The 25,238-nt window shown below is 52.4% G+C and carries 14 protein-coding genes; 2 read left to right on the top strand and 12 right to left on the bottom strand.

The genetic code is table 11. The annotated features are described in order from the left end of the window. Positions 1-38 precede the first annotated feature (38 nt). The 11 genes from ACWHYD_RS19310 to ACWHYD_RS19260 all read right to left on the bottom strand — a co-directional run bounded on the left by ACWHYD_RS19310 (position 39) and on the right by ACWHYD_RS19260 (position 14,806). Positions 39-380, bottom strand: a complete 342-nt coding sequence (locus tag ACWHYD_RS19310) for a DUF3325 domain-containing protein (RefSeq protein WP_447963639.1) — start codon at positions 378-380, stop codon at positions 39-41. Positions 381-402: 22 nt separating this feature from the next. Further along, positions 403-1,953 carry a PepSY domain-containing protein gene (locus tag ACWHYD_RS19305; RefSeq protein WP_447963638.1) on the bottom strand — a complete coding sequence of 517 codons (1,551 nt, stop codon included), beginning with the start codon at positions 1,951-1,953 and terminating at the stop codon, positions 403-405. A 46-nt stretch (positions 1,954-1,999) separates the two neighbouring features. Beyond that, positions 2,000-2,293 (bottom strand): DUF3649 domain-containing protein, encoded by a 294-nt coding sequence (locus tag ACWHYD_RS19300; protein WP_447963637.1) that lies wholly within the window; start codon positions 2,291-2,293, stop codon positions 2,000-2,002. 410 nt (positions 2,294-2,703) lie between these two features. After that, positions 2,704-3,585 carry a serine hydrolase domain-containing protein gene (locus ACWHYD_RS19295; protein ID WP_447963636.1) on the bottom strand — a complete coding sequence of 294 codons (882 nt, stop codon included), beginning with the start codon at positions 3,583-3,585 and terminating at the stop codon, positions 2,704-2,706. Between the two features lie 228 nt (positions 3,586-3,813). After that, positions 3,814-4,989, bottom strand: a complete 1,176-nt coding sequence (locus tag ACWHYD_RS19290; protein WP_447963635.1) for an efflux RND transporter periplasmic adaptor subunit — start codon at positions 4,987-4,989, stop codon at positions 3,814-3,816. Next, entirely contained in the window at positions 4,986-6,377 is a 1,392-nt protein-coding gene (locus tag ACWHYD_RS19285) for a TolC family protein (protein ID WP_447963634.1), read from the bottom strand. The genes ACWHYD_RS19290 and ACWHYD_RS19285 overlap by 4 nt, the downstream gene beginning before the upstream one ends. 313 nt (positions 6,378-6,690) lie before the next feature. After that, positions 6,691-9,855 (bottom strand): efflux RND transporter permease subunit, encoded by a 3,165-nt coding sequence (locus tag ACWHYD_RS19280; protein ID WP_447963633.1) that lies wholly within the window; start codon positions 9,853-9,855, stop codon positions 6,691-6,693. A gap of 286 nt (positions 9,856-10,141) precedes the next feature. Continuing rightward, positions 10,142-10,402, bottom strand: coding sequence for a hypothetical protein (locus ACWHYD_RS19275; RefSeq protein ID WP_447963632.1), 261 nt, complete (start codon positions 10,400-10,402; stop codon positions 10,142-10,144). Positions 10,403-10,505: 103 nt separating this feature from the next. Further along, positions 10,506-13,094: a TonB-dependent siderophore receptor gene (locus ACWHYD_RS19270; RefSeq protein WP_447963631.1), complete on the bottom strand. Its 2,589-nt coding sequence runs from the start codon at positions 13,092-13,094 to the stop codon at positions 10,506-10,508. Positions 13,095-13,188: 94 nt separating this feature from the next. Continuing rightward, on the bottom strand, positions 13,189-14,184 hold the full coding sequence (locus tag ACWHYD_RS19265) for a FecR family protein (RefSeq protein WP_447963630.1): 996 nt from the start codon (positions 14,182-14,184) through the stop codon (positions 13,189-13,191). Positions 14,185-14,266: 82 nt separating this feature from the next. Further along, positions 14,267-14,806, bottom strand: a complete 540-nt coding sequence (locus ACWHYD_RS19260; RefSeq protein ID WP_447963629.1) for an RNA polymerase sigma factor — start codon at positions 14,804-14,806, stop codon at positions 14,267-14,269. Positions 14,807-15,009: 203 nt separating this feature from the next. Between ACWHYD_RS19260 and ACWHYD_RS19255 the strand changes: the two genes are divergently transcribed. After that, on the top strand, positions 15,010-15,369 hold the full coding sequence (locus ACWHYD_RS19255) for a transcriptional repressor (protein ID WP_447963628.1): 360 nt from the start codon (positions 15,010-15,012) through the stop codon (positions 15,367-15,369). 645 nt (positions 15,370-16,014) lie between these two features. On the opposite strand, the gene ACWHYD_RS19250 is transcribed toward ACWHYD_RS19255, so the two are convergent. Further along, a complete protein-coding gene (locus ACWHYD_RS19250; RefSeq protein ID WP_447963627.1) occupies positions 16,015-17,295 on the bottom strand; it encodes a PepSY-associated TM helix domain-containing protein in 1,281 nt (426 codons plus the stop codon). 2,218 nt (positions 17,296-19,513) lie between these two features. On the opposite strand from ACWHYD_RS19250, the gene ACWHYD_RS19245 reads away from it, so the two are divergent. Beyond that, entirely contained in the window at positions 19,514-25,237 is a 5,724-nt protein-coding gene (locus ACWHYD_RS19245; RefSeq protein WP_447963626.1) for an amino acid adenylation domain-containing protein, read from the top strand. Position 25,238 lies beyond the last annotated feature (1 nt).

Here is a 25,238-nt window from a genome sequence, read left to right as displayed (position 1 = left end):
ATGCTGATTATTTCGGAGTGACTGGGAAGACCTTTCCGTTAATCTAACAAAAAAACCAAGACCGCGAGGGGTCCGCCGCAGCAGGTCAAAATACCCAATAGCAGGACGAGCCGGGGAGCAAATGGAAGCCCAAAGATCAGCGTGAGTCCACCGATGGCAAGATAACCTACCCATCGGACCGGGCCGAATGACCATCCCGCAGTGTCGACAGCCATAGCAAAGGATAGTCCCAGGATGAGCCATCCTACGATTTTTAGTATTAACATGGACGGGCTTGAAGGAAGAAATGGCTTGCCCAGCATGACCTGAAAATGCTTCGGCATGGCCAGGCACAAGGTGAATAACCCGGCATAAGAGAGTAGGAATACGAGGATATCCATGTCAGGATCGGCTCGTTTGCGTTCATCCACCCGAAGCGACTGGGTGGGAGGGCTTGGGACGGGATGATGTGCGTGCAGATTGGTCAAGACCCCTAGCGGTCCAGCCCAATCCTAATCCGCCTATCAAGGCCGTGAGGTCCACCGCGGCCACCTCCCACTGTCCTTGGGGCACTGTCATGAACAGATGGTGTTCCGTGGTGATAACATTCACGACCGGAAGCAGTATGAAAAATATGGCCGCGACGGACAGTTGTGTTTTCCATATTCGCAAAGATGGCCTGAGTTGGAAAAGTTTTTTGATTAAGGCATGCCCCAGGCAGAGACTCCAGGCAATGAAAAATATCTGCAACTCCCGGAGTTCACGTGCAGGAAGGTCGGCAGGCAACAGACGATTGGCCCAAAAGAACGTCGCCGTGGCCACCAATAATCCCGCTATCGCCGCCACGTTCACTCCTTCCACGAGCCGATATCCCACTGCGTCGGTTGTAGCGTGACGCCCCTGCCGCTTCACGACCCACAGGACCAACCCTGTGGCAATCATGGCGCTTGCCGCCAATCCCATGCCGAAGTACAGCCACCGAATCGTGGCACCGCCGAATTGCACAAAGTGCAATCCGGAGAGGACCGACTGAGTCATATACGCAGGTTTGGAATTGATCCAGACGGTCCGAAGTGCACCGCTTGCCCCATCGAAACTCACGCGGTCGCTATATAAGCTCAAGCGATCGTTCGACTGACGATTAACATGTACCAGGGCGTGACGATCGCCAGGATGACTTACCACGATCGACCTGGTTTGACCTCCCTGCCAATAGGGCCGGGCCTCGCGTTCCAGGTCTCTCAATGAAACCAGCGGAGCCGACTGATTCGCTCTCTCCGGTTCAATGAAGGATTCAGCCTCTGCCCAGAAGCCATCCATCTCGCCATCATAATGAACCTGTAATCCTGCCGGCATGTAGATCGACCAAAAGATTACCAGGCCGCTAAAGGTAATCATGATATGAAACGGAAGGGCCAGGACGCTTGTGATATTGTGCGCATCCAGCCAGGACCGATGAGGCGAGGCGCCTGGGCGGAAGGTAAAAAAGTCCTTAAAAATGCGATGATGAATTATGATGCCGGTCACCAAGGCGGCCAACATGGCCATGGCCGCGGCGCCCACGATCCAAGTGCCGGCCTGGTCCAATAAGAGTTGATAGTGAAATCGATAGAAAAATTCTCCTCCATGAGTGTTACGAACAGTGATGGGCTGTCCTGTCTTGGCATTGATCATCCTGGACACGGACGTACCGTCCTGACTCCATCGAATGGTGGAGACCGGTGTGCGTTCGCTGGGCAGCTCAATTGACCAGCGTTCGGCCTGCGGGGCAAACTGTTCCAGGGTTCGCACGGCGGCATCCACATTAAGCGGGGAAGGGATGACATGATGCAGTTCCGGTTGCATCCAATAGGTGATTTCTTGATCGAACACCGTCAGCGTGCCGGTGAAAAAGATTGCAAACAACAGCCAGCCGAAGAGCAGGCCTGCCCACGTATGGAGCCAATCCATGCACTGTGTAAAGCTTTCTTTCATGGATAAGTGACTTCTCCGATAGGTTGTCTCGACTTGACAGCCCGCCTTACGTCATCAGCAACGTCATGCCCCCCAAGAGCAGGGTGGGAATCAAGAGGACGACCCATGCCCGCATCGGAGTGGCGGTCGCAAACGCGCAGAGAATGGCTCCCGTATAGATCAGGAAGGACATCATGCTGGCAGTCAGCACAGCTTCGGATTTGGCCAAAGGTAGGACCATGGACAACCACGCCGTGCAGGCATACGCCAGCGCATATCCCCCAAACACTGCAGCGGCAACCCGGGAAGAAGTTGTGATCCAGGTGTTAGATGATTTCGTTCGACGAGCTTTGGAAAGCAAAGATATGGCCTTTTGGGCTCCTGACGTGAAAGCAAAATGGAAAAACACCTACGAATAGGAGGACGAACGAATTTGTCAAAACCTTACGCATTGCTAAGTTTTAATACGTAGAATGCGCCAAGCTCATCCAAAGAACCCCAAGCAAAGCAAGCTAAGGGGACGCCAGGAGCAGTTTTTTATGAGGTCGGAGATGCCACCTTTCATAGAAGTCCTTTCAATTTCCAATCTCTTATCTGTCTCCAGACAGTTTGTTATCGATGACTTCGATCATCCCGGTCTGTTTCCGAGGACTTTACCGACTCCTTCGCATTAAGCCATCCTGAAATACTTCTTGTAATCTAGACAGCCACATATTTTTTTTAGGACTCGAAATGTAAACAGGCTCTTCGGTCCATCTTGCTGACGGATTGCTAAATTCCCATTGCAATTTGTAATGCGGCTGCCTCAGTGATCCCTTCATCTTTGAAAGGGCCAAAAACCGCTACCGTCCTTTTCGAAGAAGTATCGGGAAAATGATAGACGGCACCGACACTGCCTGAACCGGCAGCGGAATGCCCGATTGCCCGTGTAGATAGTGCCATGCCTTCCATCTCTATCTGACCAATCGCGACACCAAGACCATAGCCCGTCGTTTTCCATGGGCGCCCGGGGATTTCAGCTCCGACCGGATAACATTGAAGCATCTCGTTGAGTGAGTGGGTCCGAAGTAATTTTCCATTCAATAATCCATATAAGCCAAGTGCGGCTTCGGCAACAGAACCCATAATTAGACCATGGTACACCCATCCGGGATGGTAGCCATGGTCTGTCTCAAAGGCCGAAAGTTCCATGTCCTCACGGGTTTCAACGACTCGTGCAGAGCCTAAGTTTAGAGGACCAAAAACCAACCGATGGAGACATCGGGAAAGTGGTTCGCCGGTAATCCTTTCCATGAGCCGGCAAACATAGAAGTACCCAATATTCGAGTACATAAATCTTTGACCGGGATTGAAAAGTAGGTTCTCCACATTCATGCGCGCTAGCAGCTCCTCGGTGGTCCATGGCTCTTCTCCCCTGGAGACAGCCTCATGGTAAACCCTGAGGCCTCCATAATTTGCGATACCGGCTCGATGTTGTAACAGTTGCCGAAGTGTATAGGGTTTCCCCTCCAGCGAGTTGTCTAAATTGACGTGGCCTTGCTCAACAAGGCGAAGGGCACAGGCAGCTATCAAGGTTTTTGTAAAGCTCCACCATGGAACGAGGTCCTGCGATGACTCTTTCGAAAGTACACCTTGATCGTTAACAGATGCCATGAGCATATTTTTTAGATCGGTTTGCAATGTGAATCCTCAATTGATGGGATTTGTGTCAACATGGAATAATTTCAGGCCTTTCCCTGCCAGATAGCAAGTTTTATACGGGTTAGGTTTTGATTGCTTGAATTTTTTTCTTCGATAAACGTTCACTATCTTGAACGTAATGCCACACGACTTCATGCCTGAAGTAATATGGAGGAAAGCCGTCCTCTGTATCTGGGATGTTCAGGGGATGGGTGCAACACTTGGCGAAGGGGTGGCGATTGTGACCTGCATGCCTTCTATCGGAACGTCTATACCGGACACGACGACCTGGTCCCCGGCCTGCAACCCTCCGCGGACGACAAGACGATCGGTTTCAGATTTCAATACATCCAACTGTTGAAGCTTGAGCCGGTTAGTGTCATCCACGATCAGGACTTGCTCTGTCCTGGTGTTGAGGACGGCGGGTGGTAGGACAAAGACCTGGTGATATTCCCGGCCTTCGATCTCCGCCTGTAGGAATGTTCCCGGTAATAACGGTCGCCCATGGTGTTGATCGGACTTCGGTTGCGAGACGCGTGCGACAAGGGAAAGCTGCCCGGAGCTTGGTTCTAATGCGCCTTCGGTTCGGATGATGTATCCAACCCAACGACCCATGATTCCGCCTATGGTGGTGTGCAGGGTTACGGAAGGTGCCGTATGGGTTGATCCGTTCTTTTCCGAAATCCATGGGATGTCTATAAATGCTAATTGTTCCATGGATACGGGGAGACGCACTTCCAGGCTGTCAGTGGCATAAAGGCGGGCGACTTTTTCTCCTGGAACGATGTATTGGCCCATGTCTACATGCTTAGCCCGAATTCGTCCATCGAACGGTGCGCGTAGCACGCAGCGGATCTGCTGAAGTTTGGCCTTTGCCCCATCCGCTTTGGCTGCAGCCACTTTTGCACGTATTTCCCGTAGTTGTGGTGTGCGCAACGCCAACGCGGTTGCTTCACCCTTACCAAGCACCTGCCATTCTTTGAGTGCTTGTTCGACTTGCGCCTCCTCCTGGGCCAAAAGCCGTTGGGCTTCCGCGAGTCGGCTTTGGGCTTCAATCCGCGCGAATTGATAATCCCGGGGATCCACCGCTACGAGGACGTCTCCGCGATAAAAAGATCCGCCGGCGGCGAAGGCGGGATGGACGTGAATCACCTTGCCGGCGACCTCTGTGACCAGATCAATCTCTGTGCGTGGCATCGCCACTCCTTGCGAGGTCACGGTCACACGCACGCTTTGAGGTTGGACCTCAATGACCTCAACACGTGGCGGCTCCGGCTGGAGACTTTCCGCCTCCGGCTGGGAGCGATTGGTCAGAAGGAGGAAAGCAGTGAGTAATCCCATCGATAGCACGCCGATGGGCAGCAGTATTCTCGTCATATGGCGCCTCCAAGTGCCAGATATATATCAATGCGGTTGTTCAGCAGGCGCCGTTTGACGGTCAAATGAGCACTTTGAGCCATTAAGGTTCCCCGGAAGCTGTCGAGTAACGTGAGAATGGTCGTAAATCCATGACGGTAGGCATAGACCGCCATCTGTTGATTGGCTTGGGCATGCTTCACCGCCTCTGACAAAGCTTGTTCCTGTGCCGATAATTGTTCTTCGGCTGCCAGTGCCTGTTCTACTTCACGGAATGCCTCCAGAGCGGTTTGTTGAAAATTCTCCATGGCTTCGGTGACGGCCGCGCGGTTACGTGCGATCTCACCGTAGAGTTGGTCTCCGGCAAAAATGGGTTGGAGCAAGCCGGCTCCGACATTCCAGGCAAGGGACCCGGGCTGCGTCAGTTCTTTCAGTGAATTACTCCTGGTGCCGCCGGTCCCCGTTAAGGTGATGCGCGGCAATAGCGCGAGGTTGGCGCTGATGAACCGCTGGTCTTCTGCACGCAGGCGTTCCATGGCTGCGGCAATGTCGGGTCGGCGATTGAGCAATTCAGACGGAACCCCCGCTGAAAGTGTTGAAGGTAATGCCGGTAATGGCAATTGGGCATTCAATTCGCCGGCGGGATAACGACCAAGCAACACTTCCAACCGGCGGGCGGTCAGCTGGACCTGGTTCTGTGTGTCGGCCAGTTGAGCCTCAGCGTTGGCGAGGTCTGTCAGCGCCAACCCCAGATCCAATCCTGGTGTGAGCCCGCGGGTAAACCGCCCTCGGACCAACTCCACAAGCATACGTCGATCGGCGACTGATTGTGAGGCGACCTTTTCCTGAAGGCCTGCTTCCAGCAATTCAAACCAGGATTGTGCTGTTCGTGCCGCGAGCGATAATGCGGCTCCCTGCAAGTCCGTTTCCACGGCCATGGCGTCCAATGCAGCCGCCTCCTGCGAGGCACGAATTCGTCCCCAAATATCCAGTTCCCAGGAAAGGTTAAAGACTACTTCCAGGAAACTGTAATTCTCGTTGGCGACATCGCTATCGAATGTCCCGAAACGGCCGTGGCGAAAGTCCGGGGAAAAATTGACCTGAGGAAGACGGGGAGCGCCAGCGATTCGCACATTGGCTCGTGCAATCTCTACACGAGCCGCTGCGGCCTTGAGGTCATGATTAAATTCCAACGCCTCGCGGACCATAGCCGTCAGTATCGGGAGGTGAAACGTGTCCACCCAACTATCCGTGACACGTTCGACGGTTCTGTCCGTAATCTTGGACCATTGCTCGGGTACCTGGCTCATGATGACTTCGCCATCACGTTCCGGGGTGGATAGACATCCCGACAGAAGGATGAGACAGACTCCGACCGATATGATGAGAGGTTTGCCTGTTTCAGACATGAGGCTATATCGGCGAATCAATGTCCTTGGCGCATCTTATGCGCTATAGACCCCACAAGAGCTTGGAATGCGTTGTTGTGGGGTTCCGAATCAGAATTTGTAAACGCATACTTCGGGAAAACTGACGGCATTCTGTTCACCATTGTGTGCGATGAGCCAGTCGTACTGTTTATGTTCGATCAAGTGAGTCTTTTTACCTAATGGCGAGTAAGAATGACCGCGTGGGGATTTCGATCCCTTCCTCTGTGTCTTCCTACCTAGGAGACGTTTGAGTGGGCCCAATCCCCCACGGGATGGCATCGTTTGCGCAAATTCAAGAATATTCGGGTGCGCCACCATGACGTGACAGGGTGGTTGGGTGGGTTCGAGATTGGGAATGCTCCAAAATCAGAGTCGTGGCCGGAATGAGCAATAACGTGGCGACCAACCCTCCAAAAAGTCCTGCGGCTAATGCGACGGCCATGGGAACAAGGAACTGAGCTTGAGCACTCGTCTCAAACAACATGGGCACGAGGCCTACCAACGTCGTCAGAAACGTCAGTACAATCGGGCGAAAGCGAACTTCGCAGGCCTGGCGAATAAGACTTTGCTGATTAAGGGTTGCCTCTTCCCGCTTGCGTCGTTGTACGTAATTGAGCAAGACCAAACTATCATTGATGACTACCCCACTGGCGCCAATCATTCCTACTAACGATTCCATGGAAAGGGGAAATCCCAGGACGAGATGAGCGAGCACACCTCCTACCCAGGCCATGGGAATGGCAAGAAGAATGAGGAGAGGGTAGCGATACGAACGAAATGCGACGGCTAAGAGTGCATAGATGATTCCTACCGCAAATAGAGCATTGCGTCCGAGTGTTTCGAAGGCTGCGATCTGTTCTTGTCGGGTATGTCCGACAGTGATACTCAATCCCGGAAAACGCTGCCTGAGGTTTTCGAAAAACCCTGTTTGCATCGTCGAATAGATGGCATTGGCATCGGCAAGGTCCGGATTGAGCCGAGCTCTGACCCAGACCAACTGTTGTCGATCCTGTCGTGTAATGCTTTCCGCTTGAGGAAGCCAATGCCATGTCGCCAGGACTTCCAGGGGGGCCTGGTCACCCGTGGGCAACAGGATCGGTAACTGCCGAAAATCATCGAATTCACGTCGTTCATTCAGGGGCAAACGTACCACGACTTTAACTTGTTCACGTAGACGCTGGAACCGTTGCACTTCCTCCCCCAGATAGGCCTGACGCACTTGCGTGGCCACGTCCTCAAGACGCAGCCCGAGTCGCTCGGCCTCCGGTCGGAGTTGCAGGCTCAGCTGTGGTTTACCCTTGATTTGTGAATGCGTTACATCAAACACCCCAGGAAGGCTGGAAAGGTGTTCGGTGAGTGTGCCCAGCGCAGCAGTCATGGTTTCGGAGTCGGTCGCGCGGACTGCCCACTCCAGGTCGTAATAATTGTCTCCCTGTCTGTACAGAAAGTCGAGTTTGGCCTTGCCGATATCGCCAATATGGGTTCGCCACTCCCGCGCGATGGTTTCGACTGAAAATCGCTGTCGAGCGCCTGGAGCCAACTCGACCCAGAATCCAGACCAATTGTCAAAGATCATGCTCTCAATCCCGGAGACGGGGCTGGGCTCTTCAGGTGGTTGGCGGGTTTCAAGTGAATGGCGTAATTGCTTGTAGGCATCTTCAATCTGGGCGGACAATTTCTGTACGGTCGCAAATGGCGCATCAGGAGGAACGCTGAGATAGAGGGTAATGGTATCTTTTGGCACATCGGCTTGAATGGCAAGACGGACATGGCCTCCTGAAACCAGAGCGGCGGTGATCATGATTGCTGAAGCGCAGAACGCCATAATCAAATAGGGTTGGCGACATGACCGATCCAACAACGGCAAATAGGCACAATGGACGAAAGCCTCCAGCCCGCGAGTCACTCGTTGTCGAAGGGTGGTCATCCATCGGGTTGATACGGGAACGGGTGTGGTCAGATGAGCAGGCAGAATGCACAGGGCCTCGACAAGGGAAAATCCTAATGCCAACACCATGACCATGCAAATAGGGCCTAGCAGCGCTTCAGCCCATCCAGAAAGGAACAGGCCTGGGAGGAAGGCGATCCCCGTCGTCACCACGGCCAGGGTGACCGGTCCGGCCACTTCCCTGACCCCGTCAATGGTCGCGGATCGCATAATTTTTATCAGAAGTCTTGAGGATTCGGTCCCAGTGAGCTGCTGTGTCGCGGCATTCTGATGACGGTTGATGCTCTCACTCACAATGATGGTATCGTCCACCAAAATACCCAATGCGAGCACAAATCCGAATAGGCTGAGCATGTTGAGGGAAACGCCCAGCACCCACATGCCCGCTAAGGCTCCCAGCAACGCCGTGGCCAGCCCGGCGGCCACCCAAATCGCGAGATGTCGATTCAGGAAAAGGGTCAAGAGGAGGAAGATGAGGATAAAACCGAGAATCCCGTTTTCCAGCAACGTCATGACTCGCTCGTCGAACGCTTGAGAATCGTCGTACCAGTAAATGAGCTTCAGGCCTTCCGGGAGGCGTGGGGCCATCTCTGCCACATAGGCTTTAACGCGTCGAGCGACCGCGACTTCGTCCTGCTTCGCATAGATAGCCCAACCCTGCGAGGGAAAACCGTTGTGGTGCCATGAAAAGTTTTGCTCAGCCAATCCGTCCCGGATGGTGGCGATATCCTGAAGGTGAACCATGTTGCCATTTGAGCTGGGGAGCAGAACTCGACTACCAAATGTGGCCTCATCGATGGCTTGGCCCTGGGTTTGCAATATGACATCGCCAGCTTGGGACTTGAGAAGGCCTCCTGGAAGATTGAGGGAGCTTTGCCGCACGGCATCGGCAATCTCGCTGAGCGTCAATTTGGATCGACGGAGCTGTTCCGAAGGAATTTCGATGGCTAACTCGTAAGGAATGTATCCGTAATTTTCAGCTTCCTCCACTCCTGGGATACGTGAGAGCGCTGCCTTGATTTCCTCTCCGAGACGGACTAACGAAATCATATCGGTTTGGCCGTAGAGAGCCACCCAGATCACTCCGTCGTCATCGTCAGCACGCCCTTCTTTCACCTCAATGCGATCCATCCCATTCGGGAGGTGTGGAATATTCCGGATCCGGGTCTGGATGGCTCCAATGAGTGTTTGGAGGTCCCGGTTTTCAGCGGCTTGTACGTGAATCGCACAGACGGCTTCCTTTCGGTCAGTTTGTCCGGCTGTGGTTTTCAGGCGGGTGATCCCCGGTAAATTATGGATGGCCTCCTCTATAGGGATGCAAATCCGTTGTTCGATCTCTTCAGGACTGCCTCCCGGATAGAATGCGTGGATATCGATCGTCTGCTGACTGAAACGGGGGAACACTTCTTTCTCTACCGTGAAAAGGCCGACGAGCCCGGAAAGGACAATAAGCCCCATAAGAACGTTAGCTGCGACAGGGTTTTTAATGAACCAGGTTATGGCCTTCATGGTGTCGGTCGTTTTTTGTGATTTTATAGTTCCGTCATCTTGGCGGGTTCAAATCGATCAGATGGGAATTTTTTAGGGCCACACAAACAGGAGTCTTGTCTATCAAATGGAGGGAAAACGCACAAGAGGGGAAAGGGCCTAGCCCTAAGGTTCACTCAAAAATCCGATGATCAAGTTAAACATGAGGAGGGTACTTGGAGGGAGAATCAAAGACCAAAAATTGAAGCTCCTCTCAAAATAGTACAAATTCCAACATTTTATTCCAGTCGGAGTGAAAAGGAGAGCGTCAGTGGTTCGTGGGAATATCCACGCTGGAATTAGGCGGCGGTGGAACTTCGTAGCGATACCCTTTTGATTGCATGCATCCACTCAGGTTGATGCCGCCCGCTAACGAACTTTTCCCATGCTCCTTTCCCGACAGCACTTCGGCCTTGCAAGTATCCCAATCTTCCCGGGTTTCTTCCACCGAGGTCTTGGTCGGATGCACCCACCGGCCTTCGGCGCAGGCAGTGAGCGCAAGCACCACCATGAGGAATGCGATTTTCATATGTGACTCCTTCGTAATGGACTTTCTCTTGAGGAAAGCCGTGATCCGGTTGGCAACTTCTCCAACTGACTGGGTGTTTTCGTTCTCTCCTTGTCTGGCACTCCTAGAATCGTATTCCCAAGGTTCCCAGCACTGTAAGCGGCTCGCCGAAGAAGAAACTTGATGAACCGTTATATGACGTGGCGACGTATCGCTGATCGAGCAGGTTGCGGAAGTTAAGCGCTGCATTCACTCCCTTCGCTCCCAACCAGTTTCCCGGTGGCAGTTCACGATTGTAGTACAAGGCGGCGTCGGCCCTGACATAGCCGGGCATGGTGGGCATATTTTCAAAAATTGTGGCATTGCGATCGGTGTATGCGAAAATGCCGCCGCCAACTCCGAATCCTTTGAGGACCCCTTCCTGAAAATGGTACGTGGACCAAAGAGTAAATTTATTGTACGGCACATTGGCCAGACGCTTATGTTCTAATGTCGGATCGTTGTCTTTTGTCACCTCGGCATCGGTATAGGCATAGCCGGCGATCACGTTCCAGCCAGCCGTCAGTTGGGCAGTGACATCAAATTCAACTCCCTGACTGCGTTGCTCGCCCGTTTGTACCATGAACCCTTGGGCTGCCTGCGCAGGATTAGAATCAGGGGTCAGCAGATTCTTTCGAGTCAGGTGGAACCAGGCGAGCGTGGCGGAAATACGATTATCCAACAGGAAGGCTTTGATCCCCACTTCATATTGGGTGGACCGTTCCGGCTTGAAAGATTCACCATCAGGATTAACCGACGAGGCTGAGCTTGGCTGAAAACCTTTCGTCCAGGAGGTATAGAGGGACACTGGTTCGATCGGTTGATACACTAACCCTAACCGAGGACTCCAGGCATCGTTATCCAAGGAATCCTTTGTGGAGTCTCCTGCAAAGGTAAACTTTTGGTACTGGTCGACATAGTCGTATCGCACGCCACCCAGGAATTTTAAATTCGGGAGAATGGTCACCTGGTCTTGCATATAGACCCCGACGCTTTTTGTGTCACCCACATTGCTGATCCTGGGTCCGTCAAACGGGTTCGGGCGCAGGGAATAGTCGGGGTTATAGAGATCCAACGGTGGCGCCTCCCCGAAGGCAAAGGTGAACTGATCGGTTTTTTCCTGCCTGAGTTCGACGCCGGTCAATAGGGTATGCTCCATATTCAGGAACTGCAGATGTCCCACCACATTCGTCACCATCGAGTGGGCATGCCGGCGGGCCACCACCGGCTGCAGCACCTGAAATCTTTGGATGGTTCGTTGGTCAGGGTCCAAAGAATCAAAACCGGCGTACAAGTTGTCTTTGTCATCTTCCACGATCGAATATCTGTACGCATTGCGAACGGACCATTTGTCATTGAACTGATGGGAGAGATCGTAACCAACCCGGTAGGAGCTACGGTTAAACGTGCTGAAGCTGCCGAGAGTCGTCGAGGTCTTTCGAGATATGGGGCCGTTAGGATTCGGGAGGTAGGTGCCCTGGGCCGGAAGTCCGTAGGGGTCGTTGGTCCAACGCCGCATGTAATCGAAATCGACCGTGAAGGAGGTCCGTGAACCTATAAGCCAGGTCAGGCTTGGAGCGACTGCCACAAGATCGCGGTTGGCATAATCAATGAAGCTATTCGCTTTTTGGCCCGCCACATTCAGACGATAGAGCAGTGTCTTATTCTTATTGAGCGGACCCGTGGCGTTGAGATCAGATCGATAAAAGTTATAATTCCCCAACGTGGTGCTGGCGGAATACTCCGCATTCGGTAAAGCTTTGTTGGTTACGAGATTAATGATGCCGCCTGGATCTCCCTGTCCGTACAGCACCGATGCCGGCCCTTTCAGTACTTCGATTCGCCGGATATTATATGTGTCCGACGCCATAAACTGAGCGAAGGGGTCGAGCAAGCCATTGCGATAATAGGACCGGTCGGTGGCAGCGAATCCTCGAATGATGAGTGAATCGTAGAGGGAGGCTGTGGACTCCGTCGCATTGATGCCTGAAATATTTTCCAGCGTGTTTTGCAGGCGGTAGGTTCGCTGTTCTTCAATCACCTTCCTGGTGATGACCTGGATCGACTGCGGCACATCACGAATCGGCGTATCCGTTCGGGTGGCCGTATGGGACTCTTCGGCCACATAGGTTTTTGCGTCGTCCCGCTCTCGCACCTCTTTCACCACGATCTCAGGCACCTTCACCGTTTTGGGTGTGGCCTTACTGCTTGAAGGTGGGGATTCCCTCGAGACCACCGGACGTTGCGATGGGAGGGCTGAGGGGACAGCTCCCGTTGATGATTGCTGAACCAGGATGACAGCGTTGGTATCTGCAAGTTGATAGGTCAATCCTGTTCCTGAGAGCAACGTTTGCAACGCCACTTCCGGGGTGTAACTGCCAATGACTCCCGGCGACGTCAGCCCGGCGGCGAGTTCCGTCGGCAAACTAATCTGCCAACCGGTCGCATCGGCAAAGGCATTCAACGCCGACCCGACCGGTTGAGAGGGAATGTCGAAATTGACTATCTGCGTTGGCCCTGTCTCGGCGAGGACTGCTTGAACCAAGGCGGGTGACATATGCATGACTATGAGCAGGATCACGACAAGCACTCTCCCAAGCCATGTCTTCGGATGTAACCGATTCGCGTGTTGTCGCAGATAAGGTTCAACTATCGATTGATTGTCTGATCGCATGCGGCGCCTCCTGGTTGTTCGTATGTCTGTTTAGACGGAAGCCCACAAAAATTTCCTCACTTCTTCTGCCAAAGATTGTGAGGAAAACGATTTTTTAAAAGAGGATGACGAACCGGTTGGCAAGATTGAACATGTGAGTTGGAAAGGTCTTGGCAAGGAGGGAGAGGCTCTTGGAGGGATCTTCCAGATTGTATGTACCTGTGACCTGCATGTCGCGGATGGGTTGATTCAAAAGCAGGATCGTGCCTGGATAATACCGGCGTACCTCGTCAATCACCTGTTCCAGCGGGACTCCATTGACGATGAGCCGTCCATTTAACCAGGCCGATACCGTCGCGAGATCGACGGAAAAAGGACGACCTAATCGACCGTGTTCAAATTGAACCCGGGATCCGGCGGATACGAGCGCGGGCAAATTTTGATCATGCAGACTACTGACTTCAACCGTCCCTTCAAGTACCGTCACCAGTTCCTGATCCTGCTGAGTTCGAACCATAAATTCCGTTCCCACTGCGCGGGTAGCGGTTTGTTGACTTTCGACGACGAACGGACGATGTGAATCAGGTTGGACGTTGAACGAGGCTTCACCTTTCAGCAAACGGATTCGTCGAGCGGTTTGATCAAATGAGGTGGCAATGGCTGTTTGTGTATTGAGTACGACTGTGGATCCGTCCGGTAACGCAATCGTTCGTTGTTCCCCGATGGCTGTCCGGTAGTCTGCCTGAAGCCACGTCAGTGGATCATAGTGAACGATCGCCATGGTGAATAGCATGGCACAGGCCGCAATCGCCCCCGCATGCTGCAGCCAACGACGAGGGGTCGCGGATTGTTGAGGGAGGATGGATGATGGTTCCTGCGCGCGTTGAGTGGCGGCTGCGTGAAGATCCGGGTCCCCCCAGATGGCCGATACTTTCTGAAAAACCTGTAAATGTATGGTGCTTTTGGCCTTCCAGGTTTCGAAAGCCTGTTGGTCTTCCGGGGAGATCCGACTGTTATTTAGTCGCACAACCCAGGCAATCGCTTCTTGTCTTAACGTGGTCTCGTCCTCATGGTATGACGGGTTCTCGGACTGTTTGTCTGTTGGTGCCATAGACTGCCCTCGATCCTCGAAATATGCCCGGCGTGAAAGAAAGGGCTAGTATATCTAGTGACGAATTTGTGGGCCAATCCCCTCACTCATCGGCATCAAGAGGATCAAACAGGGTACAGAACTGATCCAAGGCGCGCATGAGCAGCTTCTCCACCCCGCTATCCGAGATGCCCATGCGTGTGGCGATTTCACGGTAGGAATAGCCGTAGACACGATAGAGGAGAAACGCTTCCCGGGTTCGTGGAGGAAGTTTGTCGATTGCCCGAAGGGATAACTGAAACCGCTCCTTGCCGAGCAGGATGCGCTCCTGGCAGGGCGATCCGCAGGGCACCTCCATGGCGACATCCAGGGAATCGACTGCATGAAAGGGGCGTTTCTGTTTTCGGAGATAGTCGATTGCCAGATTAGTGGCGATTCTATGCAACAGGGCGCGGGGGTGCTCCACGGCTTGGGTGTTCACCAGACCTAAGAGTTTCGCATAGGTTTCTTGCATGAGATCCGCTGCGGTATCACGAGAGTTGACCATGGTCACGAGACGACGGGTTAGTTCGTCCCGATATTGATGAAACAGATCTTCAATTTGTTCAGAGGTAAGAGTCATAATGTCGCCTAAAAAAATCATGATACCAATTCTCATTTTCACTAACAACAGAAATCTTTTCTGTTGTTCCTGCCTATACTTGGTGGGTTAACTGAAGATTCCTGTCTGCATACCCGAGGTGCCCGTGCATCCTGAGCATTTGTGGTGAGGGATCGCTCGACTGATTCGTCTTAATGATCAAGGAATTTTCCTCAGGCCACTGTGTACTTTTAGGAGTGTTGACAATGATGAATGCGAAAACTGCCCTTGATGCCTACCAGGTTGACTTCGAAGAGTGTGTTTCTCTTCCCCCGATTCCCAAATGGCATGCTTGTCTAACCCGGCACCGGTTGAAACCCAGCAAACAGCGGGATGTAATTCTTGCCGCTTTTGCGAGGCAAAAACACGTCACGGCTCCAGCTTTATATGGGGTACTTTTCGAAGAAGGACACAGAATTTCCTTGGGGACTGTGTATCGGACCTTGAACCTATTGTGTAAATTGGGATTTGCCAAGACTCGACGCTTCTATTCCCAAACTCTCTATGAACATGTTTTGAATCAGACTCAGCAACAGAACAATCGAATCTCTTGCCGGCTGGTTTGACCGAGACCCGGATCACGGTTCTTGAAGTATCTGGTATTTTCCACGTGAATACCGGAGAAAAATATTGAGGTGATCTATGTTACTTGCCTGAAAGCAGACGGGTGAAATGGATTAGAAACCGTACGGAAATTCCGCTGGAAATTAATCGGTAGGTTGTACAAAAAGATCAGGCAAATTGTCAGGCTGAATGAAACCCATGACAAGGCATCCCGGTCACCATTACCCAACAAAGGCTCAATGGGGTTAGGACACGATAGCCAGAGAGCGATGTGCCAGATCACTTAGGTCGTGAGGAAAGGTTTTAACATATTCCTTTCACTACTTGGTCTTTCCATCGGGTCAGCCTTTTTTGGCAAGGTGTTAAGAAAAGATTGATTGACCCGCACCCGTAGGCACGTGAATACACGATTTCTATAACGCAACAACTGGTCCAATCAAAGGGACGCTTCGGGTAGATGGGTGAAGCGGAGGAGGAGGTGCGTAGAATGGCATTTTCTTGATATACAAATCCCAGGGCTACCTTTATGACTCACAGTGAAAGAACCTCCACCATAACCGCATTTCCATTCTACGAAACCTTTCGAGATGGTCTATGCATGAAACCTAATCTGGGTTCCCCTTCAGGACTTTTGGTTAATTTTTTAATTATCCTGCTGGAATAGGTGCATGCCCTTCGCTTTCCTTGTGTGCCTTTTGGATTTGTACAGCCCGTTTCCGCCACCAGATAATCACTCCGGTTATGGAGAGGATTGCTGTCCCTATCCCCATGATTGATACCAGGATACGACCGGGCAGACCCAGGATGCGCCCGGAATGCAGAGGAAACTGGGCTTGCACGAAGATGTCCGCTGCGGTACCTTTCCACGGCTGCCGATCCCCCAGATACCGCCCGTCACCGGCATCGAAATAGAGCACGGGGGGGCCAACGCCCGCAGCCCCGTGATCGTCGCCAGGATGATAGAAACCGACTCCATAGACACCGAAATGTTCCGCATAGAACACCTCGCCGACCGGCTCAGGCCAGTTCCGTTTCGACGCAATCTCAACCGCATGTTCAATAATTGGGGCAAAGCCCATTTTGGGTGAAATAGGCTCGTGCAAGTCGGTTTCTGTTCGCAAGTCGAAGGGACTTGGGGTGACCTCAGTCATGACGGACATGACCGGATAGAAGACTTCACGATAGAGGTTGAGAGAGAACGCCGTGAACGCAAGCATAAACAGAAGACCCCATGCCCAGAGCCCAAAAGCACGGTGGATATCAAAATTGATGCGCTTGATCGTTCCCGAAGTCTTGATCTTCCATGCCGGCGCCCAGCGAGTTCGCCAGCTCTGTACCGTTGGTCGATCAGATACGGTTGAGGAACCTGAGGTCAATGCGCGCCGCGGCAGTGTCAGGTAGAAGCCGACAAAGCAGTCCGCCGTCCAGAGAATGGCGATCCCTCCCAATAGCCACTCCCCCCAATGGTCAATGCCCCACATCTCTGGTATGTGAAGCGAAAAGTGCAGCTTGTAGAGGAAGGAGACTAAGTTTTCCTGTGTCACAGGCCAGACCGCGCCCCATTCCCGACGGCCTAACTCATTTCCTGTTACGGGATCGATAAAAACTTGATTATAGCCGAGTTCATACAATCTATCCGTGGCAGGATTCACGCGAGGGCCGACACCGAAAGCAAGTGCCTCGCCCGCTTCTGGGGCAAGCGGCACAAAGGTCACTTTTGCCCGTGGGTCACGGGTTTCGATCGCTTGGGCCAGATCAAGTGAAGAGAGATATGTCCCGCGGCTGTCCACATGGGTCAGGTGGGGGTTTAGCAGGTCGTCAAGTTCGTGATCCCAAGAGATCACCGCCCCTGTCAATCCGGATATAATTAAAAATCCGGCGATTACCAGTCCCACCCATCGGTGAAGGAGAATAAAGAGGTAATGCATTATTTCCTTCCCAGTAAAAAATCAGACTTCCTGCACACCCCGATGAGCGGGGTCATAATAAATCGTTATAAAACAGTAAAAAAGAGTGCTTCATAAAGAGTTAGACGAATGATATAAAAAAAACCTGACTTCCCACCTCAGCAGAAATATTTAATCCATCTTCAAACAGAATTCAGCTTTTTTAAATCGGGGAAGGACAGCCGGTGCAATCAGAAAATTAAACAATTCTATCCAAGGTCAAGGGAGAGGATGAATACCTCCACGGATGCCAAGGTTGGTCATTCGGATACATAAAATTGAAGAAACCCTACTCGAATTCTGGCAAATATAGGGCATAGATTTTTCGGTAGTCGATGGAGCGGATATATGATGGCTCGCTTGCCTGCCGGCAGTTGGGCGCCTCAACCGCGCGGTTCCGGTTTGGGAAATCGAGGGTGGAGCAGGATCCTATCACGTCACCCAGAGAAAAGCTTCACGCCGTGCCTTCCGATGTCAGCGTCTCATACGCAGAAGGCTCTTTGCATAATCGGGAATTTTCGATTCCAATAGACTGTGCAATCCGGAACCTTCCATTTCCGTTTTTCATAAAAATATTGCCGGTCGTGGCAGCAGAGAAATACCGTCCGAATTCCAAGCGCCTTAGCCCAACCGAGTAACCCCTAAGAGCGCCTTGTTTGGACTTGAGCTCAGGTCGAATCTCATGCCCATATCATTCAAGGCGAATTGCGCGATATCTACAACAGAGTTGCAACCCAAAGAGATGAATGCAATCGGAAGCCCTTGAGGGTCCCACAGAACTTTCAGAGTCTCTTCGGACCGCGTCCGAGAGCAATTGTGTTGGCTTCTGTTCCCACTCTCCCATCAGTTCTTAGGAACCAGAGGGAATGTGCGTCGACTATTTAATTAATGGAAATTTTCTCATCGTTGTCCTTTGGACAAGCCAGAAGATCTAAATGCCAGATACATTAATTATGGGTGTGGTCTTACCAGGGCGTTTATCAAGCATGACGGGTTCATTTCCATGAAACCTGCCCGAGTGATCACCATGAAATTTTTTGAAGTAAGGCAGGCTTGGATACATTCGGCCGCACACGAAGGTAAGAAAAAAGGGTCAAACCTATGGAGGAATTCAAAGAGAGTGCTGCAACGAGACTGTGGATTATTTACAAAAAACATCGGAGTCCAAATGTTATTTTTCCCTGTTCGATCACCCAACACGACATCCCCGGACGCATGGCTCGATCTATCATTATCTCAGTTCAATGTAGCGGTACCTGCCCTTACAGATTCTGCGCGGATCCTATCGACAAGAAAACAAATGAGCAAAAGCCAAACGTGAGCGTCTTTGCTGAAGACGGATAGATGATATGAATTAGCTTGTCAGGACATTGAGGTGTCGGGGAGAGAATCCCTTTATCCCCTACTTCGATATTGGTTTCATTACAAGTGTCAGGAGTCGGTTTGTTTCTGGTCCCTTAATGCTTGATCGTTGATGAACAAACAATCCTGCTGTAGTGGAATTTCTTGAGAGGCTGGATGCGGAAAAGATGTGAAGGTAACCCCTGATTATTTGGCCGAAGTTCAGTGTAGACTGAGAGATAGTCCTTTCCGTGTAGAATTTCTTGCGTGATAAGCGGGCGGAAAATTTTTTCATGGTACGTGCAACCGTCAGGCAGTACTTGACAGGTAGGGATCGATAAATGTATTGATATTGATAATTAATATCGGTATCGTTTTTTTGTGCATTCAGTCACATACGGCAAGAGGCCAAAGTGCTGCAAGTCCAGAGCCCACGCTCGCCGCCCGGCGACTGTGGGTTTTTTTATGGTTACGAGGAGCGCCGGCGAGACAAAATTGGCGGGCCACTCTCAAATGCTGTTTTGCATGAATTCCCGTTTCATGGGCAATTTAAACATGGAGTATTCACATCATTGTTCCAGTTGAATGTGCCTTAATTTTTTACCTAAACGATTTATTTAAAGGAACAAAATTGCAGGAGTACGGGTAATCGTGTCGTATACGTCTTAGCTCTATCGGCCAGATAGCGTGGGGCAGAGTTTGGGTTTTGAGTAAAAAGAAAAAAATGAATTTTTAATTTATTCATCGGGACAAGATGGCAAGCGTACGGGTAATCGTGTCGTATCCGTCTTAGCTTTATTGGTCAGGCACCGCGGAGCAGGGATTAACCTTTGAGTAGAAAGAAAGTGAATTCCCCTTCATGAATGTTGAGCACGAGACAATCGTCGATCTTTTACGAATGTGGGCGAGCCGGATCCCGCAGCAACAAGCCTATATTTTTTTAGTGGACGGTGAAACGGACGCCGTCCACGTGACTTATGAGGAGCTTGACCGGCGAGCGCAGGCTATTGCTACACGATTGAAAAGTTTAGGTGTCACCGGTGAACGCGCGCTTTTACTGTATCCACCGGGACTTGATTTTATCATCGCCTTCTTCGCCTGCTTATATGCAGGTGTGATTGCGGTACCGGCCTATCCTCCGCAACGTAAGCGTACGTTGCCACGCCTGCAAGCTATCCTGACAGATGCACAACCTAAATTAGCGCTAACAACGACACAAGTTCACGCAAGTGTCGAGCGATTCTGCAATCAGGATTCCGGGTTGGATAATTTAAAGAATCTGCAATGGTTGAGCACTGATGTGCTCACACCGGACACCGAAACAGTTTGGTGCATGCCTGACATTAACGGTCGGACACTCGCATTTCTTCAATACACATCAGGGTCGACAGGCTTACCGAAGGGCGTCATGGTCAGTCACGGTAATCTGTTGGACAACGAGCGGGTAATCAAGCAGGCATTTGGACATACGGAGCAAACGGTCGTGCTCGGATGGCTCCCCCTCTATCACGATATGGGATTGATCGGGAACGTGTTGCAACCTCTGTATCTCGGTGCGCCGTGCGTGCTCATGTCTCCTCTTCACTTTCTGCAGAAGCCGTTACGGTGGCTGTCCGCGATTTCGCGATATCGTGCGACGACCAGCGGGGGGCCGAATTTTGCTTATGACCTGTGCGTGCGCCAAACGACTCCGGAGCAGCGCGCGTCGTTGGATCTCAGTTGTTGGACGGTCGCGTTTAATGGGGCTGAACCGATTCACCCTAGCACGCTGGATCGATTCACGGACGCCTTCAGTGGGTCGGGGTTCCGTCGGGAGGCGCTGTATCCGTGTTACGGGTTGGCAGAGGCGACCTTGTTTGTTTCCGGGGGTGAGAGGACAAAGCCTCCGGTACTTCGAAGGATTAACAAAAACGAATTGCAGGAGCACCGCATCCTTGATCGGACGGAATCCGATGCCGAGATGCAACAATTGGTGGGGTGTGGATATTCACGTTTCGAACAAGAGATTCGCATTGTAGACCCCGAGTCGTTACGAATTTGTCTGGTTGGCCGCGTCGGAGAAGTGTGGGTGAAAGGGCCTAGCATCGCAAGGGGTTATTGGAATCGACCGGAAGACACGTCACGGACATTCGGAGGTTATACCTCGGATACCAGCGAAGGACCGTTCCTTCGAACAGGTGATCTTGGGTTTGTGAAGGAAGGTGAACTGTTCATCACGGGGCGGTTGAAAGATCTCATCATAATCCGTGGTCGCAACTATTATCCCCACGATGTCGAACTGACGGCACAACAGAGTCATGAGAGCCTTCGACCGGAAGGCGGCGCGGCGTTCTCGATTACGCTCCAAGAAGAAGAGTCCCTGGTGGTCGTCCATGAAGTGGACTCCCGTCCTGCCTCATTCAATGCCCAGATGGTGATAGCCGCAATTCGTCAGGCCATCACCGAACATCATGAAGTACAAGTTGCGGCAGTGGTGCTCATCAAGGCAGGGACACTCCCCAAAACGTCCAGTGGAAAAGTTCAGCGAAACTTGTGTCGTCTGAAGTTTCTCGCTCAGGGATTCAATGTGATCGGGCAGTCCGCCCTGCCGACATCTCCTTTTGAAACCGAATACGTACGGGGAGAGCAAGCAGACCGGGGGCAAGGGAATGAGCTAGAAGCAACCGTCATCGGGATTTGGTCGAAGGTGTTGCAGCAGCCGAGAATTCACCTCCAGGACAATTTTTTTGCCATGGGGGGGGATTCATTGCGCGGAATGCAGATGTTGGCTCGTCTACAGGAAATCTGTGGAGTCGATGTGCCGTTGGATGCGCTTTTCGATTATCCGACCGCGGCGGAATTTGCCGCCCACATCGGGACCCTCACGCCCTCTGTCGAAACGACTTCGAGGACGTCCATTCACCACACGTCACGAGTGGGAGCGTCGCCTCTGTCGTTTGCCCAGGAACGGTTCTGGTTTCTTGAGCAATTATCACCCGGTACTCCGTTTAACAATATTCCCATCGCACTGCGGCTGAAGGGTTCGCTCGATATCGAGGTCCTCCGTCGATCGCTCGACGAAATTGTTTCTCGTCATGAGATTCTCCGTGCCACCTTCGTTCTACGCAATGGCCAACCGGCTCAGATCATTGCACCTCGTCTTGAGCTTCCATTTTCAATAGAGGACTTGCAGCGGGTTTCCGAGTCGAGTCGTGAAGAGCAGCTTCAAAGCCTGCTCGGAGATGAGGCTCGTCGACCCTTTGATTTAATGAAGGATCCACTTCTTCGCTTTCGATTATTCCGGGTTAGCGAAGCCGACCATGTTCTTTCGCTGACTATTCATCATATCGTCGCGGACGGCTGGTCGATGGGTATTTTCAGCCGTGAACTGGCAGCGTTGTACCAGGCATTCCTGCAGGGGCGGGTCTCCCCGTTGCCGGCTCTTCCGGTCCAGTATTTCGATACAGTCATTCAGCAGAGAGAAAGTGTTCGAGAACAAATATTTCAACGGCAGGTGAACTACTGGCAACAGCGCCTGGACCATGCTCCCCACACCCTGAATCTGCCGTTTGATTTTCCCCGACCGGAGGTACAGGGGTATCGAGGGGCGCGCTATGAGTGGACATTGGATGCGTCACTTGTCCAGCAGTTGCAGGCGGTTGGGTATCGATATCGGACCACGTTGTTCATGACGTTGCTGGCGACCTTTAATATTCTCTTGTCGCGCTATAGCGGTCAATCAGATCTCTGTGTCGGAACGCCGGTTGCAAACCGTAACCGGATTGAGTGCGAATCCCTGATTGGTTGTTTCGTCAATTCGGTCGCCTTGCGCGCCGATCTTTCCGGCAATCCACCATTTCCTGATTTCCTCGATCAGGTTCGAGCGACGGTTCTTGGCGCCCAGGCGAACCAGGAGATTCCATTCGAGCGATTGGTCGATGAGTTGAAGGTGGGTAGGGACTTAGGTCATACGCCGATCTTTCAGGTGATGTTCGTCCTGGCGGATCGTCCATCGGATGTCCGTGCGTTGGGAGGCCTGGAAGCGTGCAGGATGAATGTGAATACGCAAACATCCGTGTTCGACCTGACGTTGGAGATGGCAGAAAAGGCCGACAGGAGTCTGGGAGGAGTATTCGAATACAGTACGGATCTGTTTACGAGCCGGACTATCGTTCGTATGGCCGAACATTTTCAGGCCTTGTTGGCTCAAGTCGTCGCATGTCCGGAGTCCCGCGTGGATGATTGGCCAATGGTGACGGTGAACGAGCGCGCGTATGTCCTCGTAAACTGCAATGAGACGACAACGCCCTATCCTGATGAGTCTTGTCTGCATCAATTGATTGAGGCTCGGGTCGTTGACAGTCCCGATGCAGTGGCGCTGCTGTGCGAGGGGCGTTCGTATGCCTATGACTTCATAAACAGCAGAGCGAATCAACTCGCCCGCTATTTACGAAGACAGGGAATCGGTCCGGAGATTCCCGTGGCCCTGTGCGTGGATCGGTCTCTCGAAATGGTGGTTGGTCTCCTGGGCACCCTCAAGGCCGGCGCGGCCTATGTGCCCATGGATCCGACCTATCCCAAAGAGCGGCAGTCGATCATTCTCAAAGATGTCCAGCCCCGGCTGCTCTTAACGCAAGGGAAATTTTCCGGAGAGCTGCCGGATCAAGCGGTACCGGTCTTTGCACTCGATAGTGATTGGCCCGTGGTGGCCGGGTTTCCGGACACCAATTTGCCGAATCTCACGAGCCCCGACAATCTGGCTTACATTCTCTATACCTCCGGGACTACCGGCCGGCCAAAGGGAACCGGCATTTCCCATCGAGCACTGGTAAATCACGCGACCGCGATGGTGAGGCAATACGGTCTTGCTTCGACGGATCGTGTCCTTCAGTTTGCATCCGTCAGCTTTGATGTGGCTGCCGAAGAATGTTTCCCGACATGGATTGCGGGGGCAACGGTGGTGTTGCGCCCCAATGAGCCGGTTCCTGCCTGTACCGATTTCCACACATTTCTTTGCGAGCAGGGCCTGACTGTCCTGAATCTTCCGACGCCCTATTGGGCGGGGTGGGTCGAAGAGATGGAGCGAATCAGCCTGCCGGTTCCACCGTTGATCAGACTGGTCATCGTGGGGAGCGAAAAGGCCTTGCCTGCCTCTCTGGTCCGCTGGCGACGCGTCGTTGGAGATCGTGTTGTCTGGTGCAACTCGTATGGCCCCACGGAAACCACGGTCACCGCCAGCAGTTATGTGCCAGGACCGGAGGTGGATTGGACAACCATGCCCAACGTACCGATCGGACAACCAATTGCGAATGTCGAGCTGTATGTTCTTGACTCGAATATGCAGCCCGTTCCGCTCGGTGTGCCGGGCGATCTGTACATCGGAGGACTGGGGCTGGCGCGTGGATACCACCAGATGCCGGCCCTCACTGCTGAAAAATTCATTCCGCATCCATACAGCCGTGGGGCAGGGGAACGGTTGTACCGAACCGGTGATCGTGTCCGTCGGCGGCCGGACGGGCAGGTGGAATTTCTGGGACGACGGGATGAACAGGTAAAGATCCGAGGATTCCGGATCGAGCTTCCTGACATTGAGTTCCATGCGCGCCAATGTCCCCAGGTAAAGGAGGTCAGAGTGTTTTTGGAATCCGGTGGGGTTCCCGGATGGCCGGCACTCATCGGCGGCCTCAGTGAGATCGAACAAGACCGGATGCTGCAGGAAGTTGAGTGTTTGACTGCAGTGGAAGCGCAGTGGGTGTATGACGTGGAATCGAATGCTGAGGAACGGAGGAAGACTGTGATTCAACGAAAGCCGGAGTTTGATGTGTTCCTGAAAATCAATAACGGAGAGTTCTTAACGCCACCGCGTGAAAATCAGCGCAACTGGCTTATGCGCCGAGCCCTTGACGAATTTTCTGATGATCTCGTCGCCCTCGACGCAATTTCTAAGCGGTTTGTTTCCGGGTCAGACCGGGTCAGCATCGATCAGAGCTGGACGGGAAGTCGGGCCGAATTTACGCCTTCTGAACTGATCATCGAAGGGCAACAAGTCATGCAGGATTGGGAAGCGCCCTTGATGAAGGCGATGGCCGACATTGCCACGGAATCCCGTGGCGATGTGCTTGAGGTCGGATTCGGAATGGGTATTTCAGCGACGTACATTCAGGCCGGTCAACCTCGTTCGCACACCATCATTGAGTGCAACCGTGATGTGATGAATGTGTTTTCGGACTGGACCGGGCGATACCCGGGTCGGGATATTCGTCTCGTTCAAGGACAGTGGCAGGAAGTAGTTGGGACATTGTCTGATTTTGACGCCGTATTTTTTGATACCTATCCGGCGAGTGAAGCAGAGTTTGAAGAGACGGTGATCAATAGCATCAACTTTGCCGAAGCCTTTATACCTTCGGCTGCAAAATTATTGCGGCCGGGTGGCGTATTTACCTATTACACGAACGAGATTGATTCCTTCAGCCGACGGCATCAACGATTCCTCTTCCAGCATTTTAGTTCATTCACCCTCAGCATCGTCCGATCGCTGCTTCCGCCGGAGGATTGTCATTATTGGTGGGCAGATTCGATGGCTGTCGTCAAGGCGGTGAAGTGAT

The organism is Nitrospira sp. Ecomares 2.1, from assembly GCF_965152585.1.
Note: the sequence above shows the minus strand (reverse complement) of the source record. Positions and strands in the feature narration are given on the sequence as shown.